The organism is Streptomyces sp. ERV7, assembly GCF_001653515.1.
Taxonomy (GTDB): domain Bacteria; phylum Actinomycetota; class Actinomycetes; order Streptomycetales; family Streptomycetaceae; genus Streptomyces.
The window spans coordinates 1,667,513-1,683,011 of the sequence record NZ_LYOY01000040.1 but is presented as its reverse complement, the minus strand read 5'-3'; the positions used below and the strand labels follow the sequence as shown (position 1 = coordinate 1,683,011).

The window sequence follows — 15,499 nt, the reverse complement described above, 5'->3', positions numbered from 1 at the left end:
GGCACGGTAACTCGTACGGGGGACACTTACCGGACTATCGCAAGAAGTTCGCGCTGGGCCGTGCCCTTGGCACTTGTCAGACGTTGTTGCCGGTAAGAGGGGGAGCCGCGTCGGCCGCGAGGAGGCATGAAGGCGATGCGTGTCGGAGCTTTTGTACTGGCAGCCCAATTCCCGGGCCAGGGACAGGGGGAGGCGCTGCACCGGGCGGTGCGATCCGCCGAAGTGGCCGAGGAAGCGGGCCTGGACGCGGTGTGGCTCGCCGAGCACCACTTCGTTCCGTACGGGGTGTGTCCGTCGGCGGTGACACTGGCGGCGCTGCTGCTCGGGCGCACCCGCCGGATCCGCGTCGGGACGGCGGTCAGCGTGCTGCCCAGCGCGCACCCGGTGGCCCTGGGCGAACAGGCGGCGCTGCTGCATCTGACGTCCGGCGGCCGGTTCTCGCTGGGCGTGGGCCGGGGCGGCCCCTGGGTCGACCTGGAGGTCTTCGGCTCGGGCCTGAAGGCGTTCGAGGAGGGCTTCCCGGAGTCGCTCGACCTGCTGCTGCGATGGCTGAGCGAGCCCCGGGTGGGATCTTTGGGCGAACGTTTCGCCTTCCGGGAGGTCCCGGTGGTGCCGAGGCCCGACGAGCTGCTCTCGGACGGTCCCGCCGGCCCCGAGGTCATCGTGGCGTGCACCTCGCCGAAGAGCGTGAAGCTGGCGGCCGAGCGCGGGCTGCCGATGCTGCTCGGAATGCACTGCGGCGACGAGGAGAAGGCGGAGATGGTCGCGCTGTGGCGGTCGCACGCGCTGGCGTCCGGCGTCGCGCCGGAGGCGGTGGCGGCCGCGCCGCATGTGTCGGCCGGGGTGGCGCAGATCGAGGACCACGGCTCCCAGGCCGCAGAGACGCTGCTGAAGGCGATGCCCGGCTGGCTGAAGCAGGGGCTGGACGCCCATGTGACGGTCGACGGCCGCCACCGGGCCATGCGCGACCCGGTGATGTACACGGAACTGCTGTGCAGCCTCCACCCGGTCGGCACCCCCCGTCTCGCGGCGGACCGCATCGCGGCGACGTCGGAGAAGACGGGCATCACGCGCTTCGCCTTCCTGGTGGAGGGATCGGGAGACCTGGCCGCGACGGAGGAGAACGTACGGAGGCTGGGCGCGGAAGTGCTGCCGCTGCTGGGGTGAGGGGCCCGAGGGGGACGGCGCCCGTGGGGGCGCGGGACTCGGGGCCCCGCGAAAGGCCCCCGCTCCGCATCAGTTGTACCTCCCGCGATGCGGAGCGGCGGCGAAGACCTCAGCAGTCCCTCAACTCCGGGGACTGGTTGAGCAGTTGACCCCGGACCGAGGTGAAGCGGGCGAGCCGCTCGTCGGCCGACGGGTCCAAGGGGAACACCGCTACGCGGTGGCAGTTCTGGAACGCCAGACGGACACCGAAGTGCCGCTGCAGCGCACCGCGTATGGCGTCACTCGCGAGCGCACGAAGAAGCTGGCCGCGCGCCTGCTCGTCCGGCGGAGGCGTCTGGTTGTCGGCGAACTCGCCACCGTCCACCTTCAGCTGGGCCACCAGAGAACTGATCATCTCCCATGCGTACGGCAGGGAGGTCCGGACGCAGTCGACGAAATCGGCTTCGTCGACCTCGCCTCGCTCGGCCTGTTCGAGTAGGGCCGGTGAGACGTCGAGCGACATGGTTTCTCCTCTCGCGACCCCGGAGAGGGGGTCTTACGGCCAGGGAAAGGGACGAAGTCGGCCACGCAGCGTGCCTGACCGACAACCTCCCGCTTACACGGTAGGCGCGGCATGGTGGCTGCGACAGGTACTTGGCACGTAACCGGCCAATAACGAACAGTGCTTTGCCGGACGAATCGCGTTCGGCGGGGGGATTCGAGTAGCGTTGCCGACCATGCGTCTCGTCATCGCCCGCTGCTCCGTCGACTACGCGGGCCGCCTCACCGCCCATCTGCCCTCCGCCACCCGGCTGATCCTGGTGAAGGCGGACAACAGCGTCTCCATTCACGCGGACGACCGGGCGTACAAGCCCCTCAACTGGATGTCTCCGCCCTGCACCCTCAAGGAGGGGACGGGGGACGATTCGGGCGTCTGGACGGTCGTGAACAAGGCGGGCGAGAAGCTCATCATCACGATGGAGGAGATCCTCCACGACTCGTCCCACGAGCTGGGTGTGGACCCGGGTCTCATCAAGGACGGCGTGGAAGCGCACCTCCAGGAGCTGCTCGCGGACCGGATCGAGACGCTGGGCGAGGGGTACACGCTGATCCGCCGCGAGTACCCGACGGCGATCGGCCCGGTGGACATCCTGTGCCGGGACGCGTCCGGCGGGACGGTGGCGGTCGAGATCAAGCGGCGCGGCGAGATCGACGGGGTCGAGCAGCTGACGCGCTACCTCGATCTGCTGAACCGGGATCCGCACCTTGCCCCCGTGCGGGGGGTGTTCGCGGCGCAGGAGATCAAGCCGCAGGCGCGGGTGCTGGCGACGGACCGGGAGATCGGGTGCGTCGTTCTTGACTACGACGCGCTGCGGGGCATCGAGGACGACAAACTCCGCCTGTTCTGACCCCCGGGGGTGTCGGCCCCTCCCCACCCCTTCCCCAAACCCTCCGGGGGTGGGTGGGGGCCGATGCACCCTTCCTGTAGAGCGGCTGGGTCAGCGGCGGGACCGGGCCGCCTCCACCTTCTTCGGGAACAGCGTGTAGCTGAGCGCGATGACCAGGTTGATGCCGATCAGCCACAGCATCCGCTGCTGCCACATCCGCAGCGAGTCCACGTCCCCGTCGCCGCCCACGTACCAGATGCCGCCCTGGAGCAGCCCCATCGCGATGACGGCGGCGAGCACCCAGCGCCCGGCGGTCCGCCACTCGTGGACCGCGCGGGCCGTGCCGCCCGCCGGCGCCTTGGCGGGGCGGGGCCCGCCCGCGAAGCGGTACGCGAACCAGGCGTCGCCCCACTTCACCATGGAGTGGCCCAGCGCCACCGAGAAGCCGATGTACACGGCGGCGAGGCCGTGCTTCCAGTCCGGCTCGGCGCCGTTCTTCAGGTCGATCACGGTGACGACGAGGAGCAGCAGTTCGAGCAGCGGCTCGCAGAGCAGCACCGCCACCGACGCCCTGGGCATCTTCGCGAAGTAGCGCAGTGCCAGGCCACCGGCCAGCAGCGCCCAGAAACCGACCTCGCAGACGACGATCAGTGTGACGATCACGGCGTTCTCCTCGCTCAGGCTCTCTTTCGGGCTCCCTTTCGGGGCTCCCTTTTCCGGCTCCCTTCCAGCGTCGGCCCGTGATCGCTCCCGCTCGTCGTCGGCGTTGAGGAAACGCCACTGCATCCTTCGATGTAGTGGCGGATCGCCCGGTACGAGGACGCCCGGGGCCGCGACCACGTGTTTCATGGGTATGTGAACCCGTTCCCCCGGCCCCACCGCTTCGACGTCGTCATCGCTGCCGTCGGGCTGGCCGGCGGTCTGCTGATGTGGGCCCTCGGGCTGTTCTCCGGGGGCAGCGGGCTCCTGCGCTGGGGCTGGACGCTGGTGCCGCTCACCGCGATGGCGGCCCTGGAGCTGCTGCGCCGCACCCGCCCGCGGATCGCCCTGCTCGGCGGTACGGCCGCGGTGGTCGCCGACCAGTTCACCTCGGGCAACCTGGCGACGGTCCTGATGTTCACGGACGTCGTCTACGCCGCCGTCCTCTACGGCACCCCGGCGGCGGCCCGCCGCATCCCGGTCACCACCGGGCTGATCACGGTGACCACGACCATCGGCTACCTCGCCTGGTTCCGCACCCCCCAGGCCCTGCTCCTCGGCATCGTCACCGGCCTCGTCTGCTTCGCGCCCGCCACCACCGGCGCCCTGGTGCGCAACCACCGGGACGCGGCCGAGGCGGCCACCCTGCGCGCCGAGCAGACGGCGCTGCTCGCCGAGATGGACCGCGCCCAGGCGGTGGTGGCCGAGCGCGCCCGGATGGCCCGCGAGCTGCACGACATGGTCGCCAACCACCTCTCGGCGATCGCGATCCACTCCACGGCGGCGCTCTCGCTCGACGAGCCGGCCACCACCCGCCGGGCGCTCACCGTGATCCGTGAGAACAGCGTGGACGGGCTCGCCGAGATGCGCCGGCTGATCGGGCTGCTCCGGGACAGCGGCGCCGCCACCGAACCGGCCGCCGCGCCCACTCTCGCCGGGCTGGACGCGCTGGTCGCCCAGGCCCGTACCAACGGCGCCTCCAGCGGACTCGACTTCACGCTCCGGGACGAGCGCCCGGCCGGGGCCGCGCTGCCCGCCCCCGTCGAACTCGCCGCGTACCGGATCGTCCAGGAGTCGCTGACCAACGCCCTCAAGCACGCCTCCCCCGGCACGGTCACCGCCGCGCTCGCGCACACCGGGCGGGCGCTGACGGTCGAGGTGAGCAGCCCGTACGGTGACGGTGAGCGTCCCGGGCCGCGTGCGCCGGGCTCGGGTGCGGGGCTCGTGGGGATGCGGGAGCGGGCCGTACTGCTCGGCGGGACCTTCGCGTCGGGGCCCGAGCCCTCGGAGCAGGGCCGCGAGATCTGGTGGGTACGGGCCGAACTGCCCGTCCAGGAAGGCGAGTCGCAGAGATGACGATCCGGGTGCTGGTCGCGGAGGACCAGTCGTCGGTACGGGCCGGTCTGGTCCTGATCCTGGGGAGCGCCCCGGACATCGAGGTGGCCGGGGAGGCCGCGGACGGCGAGGAGGCGGTGCGCCTCGCGCGTGAACTGCGGCCCGATCTGGTGCTGATGGATGTGCAGATGCCCCGGCTCGACGGGGTCTCGGCGACCCGTCAGGTGGTCGCGGAGCGGCTCGCGGACGTCCTGGTGCTGACGACGTTCGACCTCGACGAGTACGTGTTCGGGGCACTGCGGGCGGGCGCCGCGGGGTTCCTGCTGAAGAACACCGACGCCAGGGACCTGATCGAGGCGGTACGGACGGTGGCGCGCGGCGAGGGCATGATCGCCCCGGCTGTGACGCGGCGGCTGATCGCGGAGTTCGCGGCCCCGGCGGCGCGGACCCCGGCCGAGCCGCCGGCCGCGCTGGGCACGCTCACCCGGCGCGAGCGCGAGGTGCTGTCCTGCCTGGGCGAGGGCCTGTCGAACGCGGAGATCGCCGAGCGTCTGGCGATGGCCGAGGCCACCGTGAAGACGCACGTCAGCCGACTGCTGGGGAAGCTGGAGCTGCGCAGCCGGGTCCAGGCTGCCGTACTGGCACAGGAGTTGGGCGTCTGAGGGCGACTTCCGGCCCTTGGTCTGGACCTCTTGACGCTTGGTCCAGACCTTTCTACGCTCACGGCACCGCTGGGTGAGCGTGCCCCCTTATGCCGTGTGCTCACCGGGCGGAGCAGGGTCCCACCCCACACCCGTCGGACCTCACTCGAGGAGCTTCCTTGAGCACTGCCACGCGCATCCGCACCCGCACCCGCTTCCGCACCAGAGCCGCCGCATGTCTGACCGCGCTGGCACTTCCCCTGGCCGCGGTCGTCGGCCTGGCCGGCGCCTCTCCCGCCGCGGCCGCCGCCTCGGCCACCGCCACCTACGTCAAGACCCAGGACTGGGGCTCCGGCTTCGGCGCCCAGTGGACCGTCAAGAACACCGGCACCACCTCTCTCTCCTCCTGGACCGTGGAGTGGGACTACCCGTCCGGTACGTCCGTGACCTCGGCCTGGGACGCGGACGTCACCCATGCCGCCAACCACTGGACCGCCAAGAACAAGTCGTACAACGGCACGCTCGCGCCCGGCGCCGGCGTCACCTTCGGCTTCAACGGGGCGGGCCCCGGCGCCCCTTCGGGCTGCAAGCTCAACGGCGGCTCCTGCGACGGCACCACCACCCCGCCCGGCGACAACCCGCCGTCCGCGCCCGGCACCCCGACCGCGAGCGGTGTCACCAACACCTCGCTGAGCCTGTCCTGGACCGCCGCCACCGACGACAAGGGCGTCAAGAACTACGACGTCCACCGCGGCTCCGCGAAGATCGCCACGGTGACCGGTACGACGTACGCCGACTCGGGCCTCACCGCCGGGACGGCCTACACGTACAGCGTGACCGCGCGCGACACCGCCGACCAGACCGGCCCCGCCTCCGGCTCGGTCACCGTCACCACCACGGGCGGCGGCGGCAACCCCGACCCGGGCGCCGCGGTCAAGCTCGGCTACTTCACCGACTGGGGCGTCTACCAGCGCAACTACCACGTCAAGAACATCGTCACCTCGGGCTCGGCGGCCAAGCTGACCCACATCAACTACGCCTTCGGCAACGTCACCAACGGCGGCTGCGCCATCGGTGACGCCTACGCCGACTACCAGAAGACGTACGACGCCTCCTCCAGCGTCGACGGCACCGCGGACACCTGGGACCAGCCGGTCGCGGGCAACATCAACCAGCTGCGCGAGCTGAAGAAGAAGTACCCGAACATCAAGGTGCTGTGGTCGTTCGGCGGCTGGACCTGGTCCGGCGGCTTCGGCGCGGCGGCGGCCAACCCGACGGCGTTCGCCAACTCCTGCTACAACCTGGTCGAGGACCCGCGCTGGGCCGACGTCTTCGACGGCATCGACATCGACTGGGAGTACCCCAACGCCTGCGGGCTCTCCTGCGACACCAGCGGCCAGGCCGCGCTGAAGAACCTGCTGGCCGCGCTGCGGGCCAAGTTCGGCTCCTCGGCGCTGGTGACGGCGGCCGTGACGGCCGACGGCTCCGACAACGGCAAGATGGACCAGGCCGACTACGCCGGGGCAGCGCAGTACGTCGACTGGTACAACGTGATGACGTACGACTTCTTCGGCGCGTGGGACGCGAAGGGGCCGACGGCTCCGCACTCGCCGCTCACCTCGTACAACGGGATCCCCATCGCGGGCTTCCACACGGACGCGGCGATCCAGAAGTACCGGGCCAAGGGAATCCCCGCGAGCAAGCTCAATCTGGGGATCGGGTTCTACGGGCGCGGCTGGACCGGCGTCACCCAGGACGCACCCGGCGGCACGGCGACGGGCCCGGCGCCCGGCACGTACGAGCAGGGGATCGAGGACTACAAGATCCTCAAGAGCGCCTGCCCGGTGACGGGGACGATCGCGGGCACGGCGTACGCCCGCTGCGGCTCCAACTGGTGGAGCTACGACACACCGTCGACGATCGCGGGCAAGATGTCGTACGTGAAGACGCAGGGCCTGAAGGGCGCGTTCTTCTGGGAGTTCAGCGGAGACACGTCCGGGGGCGAGCTGATGTCGGCGATCGACAGCGGCCTGAGGTAGCCGAACCAGATTCCGGGCAGGCGGCCCGCCCCCGCTTGCCCGGACCCCCTGCATCTAGGGGCGCGGGGAACTGCGCGACCAGCCCACGACGGCCCGCAGACAAACGGAAAAACAGGTGGTCTCTCGGCCGCGGACCGTGCGTGGCTGGTCGCGCAGTTCCCCGCGCCCCGCCCGGCGGTCCGCCACGCGTGGCCCGCGCGGGCCGTGCCGCCCGCCGGCGCCTTGGCGGGGCGGGGCCCGCCCGCGAAGCGGTACGCGAACCAGGCGTCGCCCCACTTCACCATGGAGTGGCCCAGCGCCACCGAGAAGCCGATGTACACGGCGGCGAGGCCGTGCTTCCAGTCCGGCTCGGCGCCGTTCTTCAGGTCGATCACGGTGACGACGAGGAGCAGCAGTTCGAGCAGCGGCTCGCAGAGCAGCACCGCCACCGACGCCCTGGGCATCTTCGCGAAGTAGCGCAGTGCCAGGCCACCGGCCAGCAGCGCCCAGAAACCGACCTCGCAGACGACGATCAGTGTGACGATCACGGCGTTCTCCTCGCTCAGGCTCTCTTTCGGGCTCCCTTTCGGGGCTCCCTTTTCCGGCTCCCTTCCAGCGTCGGCCCGTGATCGCTCCCGCTCGTCGTCGGCGTTGAGGAAACGCCACTGCATCCTTCGATGTAGTGGCGGATCGCCCGGTACGAGGACGCCCGGGGCCGCGACCACGTGTTTCATGGGTATGTGAACCCGTTCCCCCGGCCCCACCGCTTCGACGTCGTCATCGCTGCCGTCGGGCTGGCCGGCGGTCTGCTGATGTGGGCCCTCGGGCTGTTCTCCGGGGGCAGCGGGCTCCTGCGCTGGGGCTGGACGCTGGTGCCGCTCACCGCGATGGCGGCCCTGGAGCTGCTGCGCCGCACCCGCCCGCGGATCGCCCTGCTCGGCGGTACGGCCGCGGTGGTCGCCGACCAGTTCACCTCGGGCAACCTGGCGACGGTCCTGATGTTCACGGACGTCGTCTACGCCGCCGTCCTCTACGGCACCCCGGCGGCGGCCCGCCGCATCCCGGTCACCACCGGGCTGATCACGGTGACCACGACCATCGGCTACCTCGCCTGGTTCCGCACCCCCCAGGCCCTGCTCCTCGGCATCGTCACCGGCCTCGTCTGCTTCGCGCCCGCCACCACCGGCGCCCTGGTGCGCAACCACCGGGACGCGGCCGAGGCGGCCACCCTGCGCGCCGAGCAGACGGCGCTGCTCGCCGAGATGGACCGCGCCCAGGCGGTGGTGGCCGAGCGCGCCCGGATGGCCCGCGAGCTGCACGACATGGTCGCCAACCACCTCTCGGCGATCGCGATCCACTCCACGGCGGCGCTCTCGCTCGACGAGCCGGCCACCACCCGCCGGGCGCTCACCGTGATCCGTGAGAACAGCGTGGACGGGCTCGCCGAGATGCGCCGGCTGATCGGGCTGCTCCGGGACAGCGGCGCCGCCACCGAACCGGCCGCCGCGCCCACTCTCGCCGGGCTGGACGCGCTGGTCGCCCAGGCCCGTACCAACGGCGCCTCCAGCGGACTCGACTTCACGCTCCGGGACGAGCGCCCGGCCGGGGCCGCGCTGCCCGCCCCCGTCGAACTCGCCGCGTACCGGATCGTCCAGGAGTCGCTGACCAACGCCCTCAAGCACGCCTCCCCCGGCACGGTCACCGCCGCGCTCGCGCACACCGGGCGGGCGCTGACGGTCGAGGTGAGCAGCCCGTACGGTGACGGTGAGCGTCCCGGGCCGCGTGCGCCGGGCTCGGGTGCGGGGCTCGTGGGGATGCGGGAGCGGGCCGTACTGCTCGGCGGGACCTTCGCGTCGGGGCCCGAGCCCTCGGAGCAGGGCCGCGAGATCTGGTGGGTACGGGCCGAACTGCCCGTCCAGGAAGGCGAGTCGCAGAGATGACGATCCGGGTGCTGGTCGCGGAGGACCAGTCGTCGGTACGGGCCGGTCTGGTCCTGATCCTGGGGAGCGCCCCGGACATCGAGGTGGCCGGGGAGGCCGCGGACGGCGAGGAGGCGGTGCGCCTCGCGCGTGAACTGCGGCCCGATCTGGTGCTGATGGATGTGCAGATGCCCCGGCTCGACGGGGTCTCGGCGACCCGTCAGGTGGTCGCGGAGCGGCTCGCGGACGTCCTGGTGCTGACGACGTTCGACCTCGACGAGTACGTGTTCGGGGCACTGCGGGCGGGCGCCGCGGGGTTCCTGCTGAAGAACACCGACGCCAGGGACCTGATCGAGGCGGTACGGACGGTGGCGCGCGGCGAGGGCATGATCGCCCCGGCTGTGACGCGGCGGCTGATCGCGGAGTTCGCGGCCCCGGCGGCGCGGACCCCGGCCGAGCCGCCGGCCGCGCTGGGCACGCTCACCCGGCGCGAGCGCGAGGTGCTGTCCTGCCTGGGCGAGGGCCTGTCGAACGCGGAGATCGCCGAGCGTCTGGCGATGGCCGAGGCCACCGTGAAGACGCACGTCAGCCGACTGCTGGGGAAGCTGGAGCTGCGCAGCCGGGTCCAGGCTGCCGTACTGGCACAGGAGTTGGGCGTCTGAGGGCGACTTCCGGCCCTTGGTCTGGACCTCTTGACGCTTGGTCCAGACCTTTCTACGCTCACGGCACCGCTGGGTGAGCGTGCCCCCTTATGCCGTGTGCTCACCGGGCGGAGCAGGGTCCCACCCCACACCCGTCGGACCTCACTCGAGGAGCTTCCTTGAGCACTGCCACGCGCATCCGCACCCGCACCCGCTTCCGCACCAGAGCCGCCGCATGTCTGACCGCGCTGGCACTTCCCCTGGCCGCGGTCGTCGGCCTGGCCGGCGCCTCTCCCGCCGCGGCCGCCGCCTCGGCCACCGCCACCTACGTCAAGACCCAGGACTGGGGCTCCGGCTTCGGCGCCCAGTGGACCGTCAAGAACACCGGCACCACCTCTCTCTCCTCCTGGACCGTGGAGTGGGACTACCCGTCCGGTACGTCCGTGACCTCGGCCTGGGACGCGGACGTCACCCATGCCGCCAACCACTGGACCGCCAAGAACAAGTCGTACAACGGCACGCTCGCGCCCGGCGCCGGCGTCACCTTCGGCTTCAACGGGGCGGGCCCCGGCGCCCCTTCGGGCTGCAAGCTCAACGGCGGCTCCTGCGACGGCACCACCACCCCGCCCGGCGACAACCCGCCGTCCGCGCCCGGCACCCCGACCGCGAGCGGTGTCACCAACACCTCGCTGAGCCTGTCCTGGACCGCCGCCACCGACGACAAGGGCGTCAAGAACTACGACGTCCACCGCGGCTCCGCGAAGATCGCCACGGTGACCGGTACGACGTACGCCGACTCGGGCCTCACCGCCGGGACGGCCTACACGTACAGCGTGACCGCGCGCGACACCGCCGACCAGACCGGCCCCGCCTCCGGCTCGGTCACCGTCACCACCACGGGCGGCGGCGGCAACCCCGACCCGGGCGCCGCGGTCAAGCTCGGCTACTTCACCGACTGGGGCGTCTACCAGCGCAACTACCACGTCAAGAACATCGTCACCTCGGGCTCGGCGGCCAAGCTGACCCACATCAACTACGCCTTCGGCAACGTCACCAACGGCGGCTGCGCCATCGGTGACGCCTACGCCGACTACCAGAAGACGTACGACGCCTCCTCCAGCGTCGACGGCACCGCGGACACCTGGGACCAGCCGGTCGCGGGCAACATCAACCAGCTGCGCGAGCTGAAGAAGAAGTACCCGAACATCAAGGTGCTGTGGTCGTTCGGCGGCTGGACCTGGTCCGGCGGCTTCGGCGCGGCGGCGGCCAACCCGACGGCGTTCGCCAACTCCTGCTACAACCTGGTCGAGGACCCGCGCTGGGCCGACGTCTTCGACGGCATCGACATCGACTGGGAGTACCCCAACGCCTGCGGGCTCTCCTGCGACACCAGCGGCCAGGCCGCGCTGAAGAACCTGCTGGCCGCGCTGCGGGCCAAGTTCGGCTCCTCGGCGCTGGTGACGGCGGCCGTGACGGCCGACGGCTCCGACAACGGCAAGATGGACCAGGCCGACTACGCCGGGGCAGCGCAGTACGTCGACTGGTACAACGTGATGACGTACGACTTCTTCGGCGCGTGGGACGCGAAGGGGCCGACGGCTCCGCACTCGCCGCTCACCTCGTACAACGGGATCCCCATCGCGGGCTTCCACACGGACGCGGCGATCCAGAAGTACCGGGCCAAGGGAATCCCCGCGAGCAAGCTCAATCTGGGGATCGGGTTCTACGGGCGCGGCTGGACCGGCGTCACCCAGGACGCACCCGGCGGCACGGCGACGGGCCCGGCGCCCGGCACGTACGAGCAGGGGATCGAGGACTACAAGATCCTCAAGAGCGCCTGCCCGGTGACGGGGACGATCGCGGGCACGGCGTACGCCCGCTGCGGCTCCAACTGGTGGAGCTACGACACACCGTCGACGATCGCGGGCAAGATGTCGTACGTGAAGACGCAGGGCCTGAAGGGCGCGTTCTTCTGGGAGTTCAGCGGAGACACGTCCGGGGGCGAGCTGATGTCGGCGATCGACAGCGGCCTGAGGTAGCCGAACCAGATTCCGGGCAGGCGGCCCGCCCCCGCTTGCCCGGACCCCCTGCATCTAGGGGCGCGGGGAACTGCGCGACCAGCCCACGACGGCCCGCAGACAAACGGAAAAACAGGTGGTCTCTCGGCCGCGGACCGTGCGTGGCTGGTCGCGCAGTTCCCCGCGCCCCTTGAGGGCGACCGGCGCCCGCAGGGATTCAGGGAAGGGGCGGGGTGGGGAAAGCTACTACGCCACGTTCACCCGTTGGCCCGGGGGCGCCGCCTCCAGCCACGCCAGGAACCCCGTGAGCGCGTCCTCGCTCATCGCCAGCTCCAGGCGCACGCCACGATGCGTACAGCCGAGAACGATCGCGTCGGACAGGAGCGCCAGCTCCTCCTCCCCCGCCGGCTTGCGCCGCGCCACGACCTCGATCGCGGAGCGCTCAAGGAGCCGCCGCGGCCGAGGCGCGTAGGAGAAGACACGGAACCACTCGATCCGGTCACCGCTGTACCGCGCGACTCCGTACACCCAGCCCTTGCCGCTGGGGTCGCCGCCCTCGGGCACGTCCCAGCGCAGACTGCAGTCGAAGGTCCCGCCGGAACGCTGGATCAGCCGCCGGCGCAGACCGAAGACGAAGAGTCCCACCAGTACCAGCGCGACGACCAGGCCGCCCACAAGCAGAACGAGGGTCATCTACACCGACCTCCTCGCTCCATTTCGGGGCCGGGGGATCGCCCCGGTCACTTGTGCCTGCATCGCCTCAGCCGCGGCCGGGTCCGGAAGATTCCAGACCCGTGACCGCGGCTGAGGGCAAAACTCTTCGGCGGGGTGCTAGCGCACCGACACCGTACGCAGCCGGACCTCGGCGCGGCGCTCGGCGGCGCCGTCCTCGACCGACTTGGCGCTCTCCAGCGCACGCTCGGCACGCTGGACGTCGATCTCGTCCGCGAGCTCCGCGATCTCAGCGAGCATGGAGAGCTTGTTGTCCGCGAACGAGATGAACCCGCCGTGCACAGCGGCGACGACGGTGCTGCCCTCGCTCGTACGGATGGTCACCGGGCCCGACTCCAGCACTCCGAGGAGCGGCTGGTGACCGGGCATGACGCCGATGTCGCCGGACGTGGTGCGCGCGACGACCAGGGTGGCCTCGCCGGACCAGACACTGCGGTCCGCGGCGACGAGCTCGACGTGCAGCTCAGCAGCCAAGGTGGGCTCCTCGGGTCACCACCCGGCGGTTGCTGCCGGGTGTTGGGTCAAAGTCTAGTGGGCGTGAGAGAGGGGGCGGGACGCACCCGCCCCCTCGTCGTCACGAAACCGGGCTCGGGTCAGGAGACGCCGAGCTCCTTGGCGTTGGCCTTCAGGTCCTCGATGCCACCGCACATGAAGAACGCCTGCTCGGGGAAGTGGTCGTACTCACCGTCGCAGATCGCGTTGAACGCGGTGATCGACTCCTCGAGCGGCACGTCCGAACCGTCCACGCCGGTGAACTGCTTGGCGACGTGGGTGTTCTGCGACAGGAAGCGCTCGACACGACGGGCACGGTGGACAACGAGCTTGTCCTCCTCGCCCAGCTCGTCGATACCGAGGATCGCGATGATGTCCTGGAGGTCCTTGTACTTCTGAAGGATTCCCTTGACGCGCATCGCGGCGTTGTAGTGGTCCGCCGCGATGTAGCGGGGGTCCAGGATCCGGGACGTGGAGTCCAGCGGGTCCACGGCCGGGTAGATGCCCTTCTCGGAGATCGGACGGGAGAGAACCGTCGTCGCGTCGAGGTGGGCGAAGGTGGTGGCCGGGGCCGGGTCGGTCAGGTCGTCCGCGGGGACGTAGATCGCCTGCATCGAGGTGATCGAGTGACCACGGGTCGAGGTGATGCGCTCCTGGAGGAGACCCATCTCGTCGGCCAGGTTCGGCTGGTAACCCACCGCGGAGGGCATACGGCCGAGCAGGGTCGACACCTCGGAACCCGCCTGGGTGTACCGGAAGATGTTGTCGATGAAGAAGAGGACGTCCTGCTTCTGGACGTCACGGAAGTACTCCGCCATCGTCAGACCGGCCAGCGCGACCCGAAGACGGGTGCCCGGGGGCTCGTCCATCTGGCCGAAGACCAGGGCGGTCTTGTCGATGACGCCGGAGTCGCCCATCTCCTCGATGAGGTCGTTGCCCTCACGGGTACGCTCACCGACGCCCGCGAACACCGACACACCGTCGTGGTTGTTGGCGACGCGGTAGATCATTTCCTGGATCAGAACGGTCTTGCCGACACCGGCACCACCGAACAGACCGATCTTTCCACCCTTGACGTACGGGGTGAGGAGGTCGATGACCTTGACGCCGGTCTCGAACATCTCGGTCTTCGACTCGAGCTCGTCGAAGTTCGGCGCCTTGCGGTGGATCGGCCAGCGCTCGGTGACCTCGGCGTTCGCCTCGGGGTAGTTGAGCACCTCGCCCAGGGTGTTGAACACCTTGCCCTTGGTGAAGTCACCGACGGGGACGGTGATGCCCGTGCCCGTGTCGGTCACCGCGGCCTGGCGGACCAGACCGTCGGTGGGCTGCATCGAGATCGTGCGGACCATGCCGTCACCCAGGTGCTGGGCGACTTCCAGGGTCAGCGTCTTGAGCGCGCCGTCCTCGGCCGGGTCGGCGACCTGGACCTTGAGCGCGTTGTAGATGTCGGGCATCGCGTCGACGGGGAACTCCACGTCGACGACCGGGCCGATGACCCGGGCGACGCGGCCCGTGGCGGCGGCCGTCTCAACAGAGGTCGTCATTACTTGTCACTCCCCGCGGTCGCGTCGGCCATGGCGCTGGCGCCACCGACGATCTCGCTGATTTCCTGGGTGATTTCGGCCTGGCGGGCCGCGTTGGCAAGCCGGGAGAGGCTCTTGATGAGATCCCCGGCGTTGTCGGTAGCCGACTTCATCGCGCGGCGGCGGGCGGCGTGCTCGGAAGCGGCCGACTGCAGCAGTGCGTTGTAGATACGGCTCTCGACGTAGCGCGGCAGCAGGGCGTCGAGGACGTCCTCCGCCGACGGCTCGAAGTCGAACAGCGGAAGGACCTCGCCCTTCGCACCGCCCTCTTCTTCGACCTTGTCGAGGCTGAGCGGCAGCATCCGGCCGTCCACCGCGTTCTGCGTCATCATCGACACGAATTCCGTGTAGACGATGTGCAGCTCGTCGACGCCACCCTCGGCCGTGTCCAGTTGGATGGCCTCGATCAGCGGCGCCGCGACGCGCTTGGCGTCCGCGTAGGCCGGGCTGTCGGTGAAGCCGGTCCACGACTCCGCGACCTTGCGCTCACGGAAGCCGTAGTAGGCGACACCCTTGCGGCCGACGATGTAGGCATCGACGTCCTTGCCCTCAGCACGCAGCCGCTCGGTGAGCCGCTCCGCCTGCTTGATGGCGTTCGAGGAGTAGCCGCCGGCCAGACCGCGGTCGCTCGTGATGAGCAGGACCGCGGCCCGGGTCGGCGTCTCGACCTCGGTGGTCAGGGCGTGGTTGGTGTTCGAGCCGGTCGCGACCGCCGTCACCGCACGGGTGAGCTCGGTCGCGTACGGCATCGACGCCGCCACCTTGCGCTGCGCCTTGACGATGCGCGAGGCGGCGATCATCTCCATCGCCTTGGTGATCTTCTTGGTCGCCGTGACGGCACGGATGCGACGCTTGTAGACCCGGAGCTGCGCTCCCATGAGTCAGGT

The 15,499-nt window shown here is 70.6% G+C and carries 14 protein-coding genes; 8 read left to right on the top strand and 6 right to left on the bottom strand.

Annotated elements, in window-relative coordinates; all coding sequences use genetic code 11:
- Positions 1-135 precede the first annotated feature (135 nt).
- On the top strand, positions 136-1,167 hold the full coding sequence (locus A8W25_RS22250) for an LLM class flavin-dependent oxidoreductase (protein ID WP_067164365.1): 1,032 nt from the start codon (positions 136-138) through the stop codon (positions 1,165-1,167).
- A 109-nt stretch (positions 1,168-1,276) separates the two neighbouring features.
- Here the strand turns inward: A8W25_RS22250 and A8W25_RS22245 are convergent, their stop codons facing one another.
- A complete protein-coding gene (locus A8W25_RS22245; protein ID WP_067163969.1) occupies positions 1,277-1,669 on the bottom strand; it encodes an SCO5389 family protein in 393 nt (130 codons plus the stop codon).
- A 214-nt stretch (positions 1,670-1,883) separates the two neighbouring features.
- Here A8W25_RS22245 and nucS point away from each other — a divergent pair, with 214 nt between their 5' ends.
- Complete coding sequence (gene nucS, locus A8W25_RS22240; RefSeq protein ID WP_067163967.1) at positions 1,884-2,555, top strand: endonuclease NucS; 672 nt, start codon at positions 1,884-1,886, stop codon at positions 2,553-2,555.
- A gap of 90 nt (positions 2,556-2,645) precedes the next feature.
- Here nucS and A8W25_RS22235 read toward each other — a convergent pair whose 3' ends face one another.
- Positions 2,646-3,197 (bottom strand): hypothetical protein, encoded by a 552-nt coding sequence (locus tag A8W25_RS22235; protein ID WP_067163965.1) that lies wholly within the window; start codon positions 3,195-3,197, stop codon positions 2,646-2,648.
- 192 nt (positions 3,198-3,389) lie between these two features.
- On the opposite strand from A8W25_RS22235, the gene A8W25_RS22230 reads away from it, so the two are divergent.
- From A8W25_RS22230 to A8W25_RS22205, 6 genes are all read left to right on the top strand, one after another.
- Positions 3,390-4,589 carry a sensor histidine kinase gene (locus tag A8W25_RS22230; RefSeq protein ID WP_067163963.1) on the top strand — a complete coding sequence of 400 codons (1,200 nt, stop codon included), beginning with the start codon at positions 3,390-3,392 and terminating at the stop codon, positions 4,587-4,589.
- The gene (locus A8W25_RS22225) at positions 4,586-5,230 is read left to right on the top strand and encodes a response regulator (protein WP_067163961.1); all 645 of its coding nucleotides are present in this window, start codon (positions 4,586-4,588) and stop codon (positions 5,228-5,230) included. Before A8W25_RS22230 ends, A8W25_RS22225 begins: the two co-directional genes overlap by 4 nt.
- 89 nt (positions 5,231-5,319) lie before the next feature.
- Positions 5,320-7,248: a glycoside hydrolase family 18 chitinase gene (locus tag A8W25_RS22220; protein WP_079126248.1), complete on the top strand. Its 1,929-nt coding sequence runs from the start codon at positions 5,320-5,322 to the stop codon at positions 7,246-7,248.
- A 719-nt stretch (positions 7,249-7,967) separates the two neighbouring features.
- Entirely contained in the window at positions 7,968-9,167 is a 1,200-nt protein-coding gene (locus A8W25_RS22215) for a sensor histidine kinase (RefSeq protein ID WP_067163963.1), read from the top strand.
- Complete coding sequence (locus A8W25_RS22210) at positions 9,164-9,808, top strand: response regulator (RefSeq protein ID WP_067163961.1); 645 nt, start codon at positions 9,164-9,166, stop codon at positions 9,806-9,808. Before A8W25_RS22215 ends, A8W25_RS22210 begins: the two co-directional genes overlap by 4 nt.
- A gap of 89 nt (positions 9,809-9,897) precedes the next feature.
- Entirely contained in the window at positions 9,898-11,826 is a 1,929-nt protein-coding gene (locus A8W25_RS22205) for a glycoside hydrolase family 18 chitinase (RefSeq protein WP_079126248.1), read from the top strand.
- A gap of 225 nt (positions 11,827-12,051) precedes the next feature.
- Here A8W25_RS22205 and A8W25_RS22200 read toward each other — a convergent pair whose 3' ends face one another.
- The 4 genes from A8W25_RS22200 to A8W25_RS22185 form a co-directional block, all read right to left on the bottom strand.
- The gene (locus A8W25_RS22200) at positions 12,052-12,498 is read right to left on the bottom strand and encodes a DUF2550 domain-containing protein (RefSeq protein WP_067163959.1); all 447 of its coding nucleotides are present in this window, start codon (positions 12,496-12,498) and stop codon (positions 12,052-12,054) included.
- Between the two features lie 138 nt (positions 12,499-12,636).
- Complete coding sequence (locus A8W25_RS22195) at positions 12,637-13,011, bottom strand: F0F1 ATP synthase subunit epsilon (protein ID WP_067163957.1); 375 nt, start codon at positions 13,009-13,011, stop codon at positions 12,637-12,639.
- Positions 13,012-13,130: 119 nt separating this feature from the next.
- The gene (gene atpD / locus A8W25_RS22190) at positions 13,131-14,573 is read right to left on the bottom strand and encodes a F0F1 ATP synthase subunit beta (protein ID WP_067163955.1); all 1,443 of its coding nucleotides are present in this window, start codon (positions 14,571-14,573) and stop codon (positions 13,131-13,133) included.
- On the bottom strand, positions 14,573-15,490 hold the full coding sequence (locus A8W25_RS22185) for a F0F1 ATP synthase subunit gamma (protein ID WP_067163953.1): 918 nt from the start codon (positions 15,488-15,490) through the stop codon (positions 14,573-14,575). Before A8W25_RS22185 ends, atpD begins: the two co-directional genes overlap by 1 nt.
- Positions 15,491-15,499 lie beyond the last annotated feature (9 nt).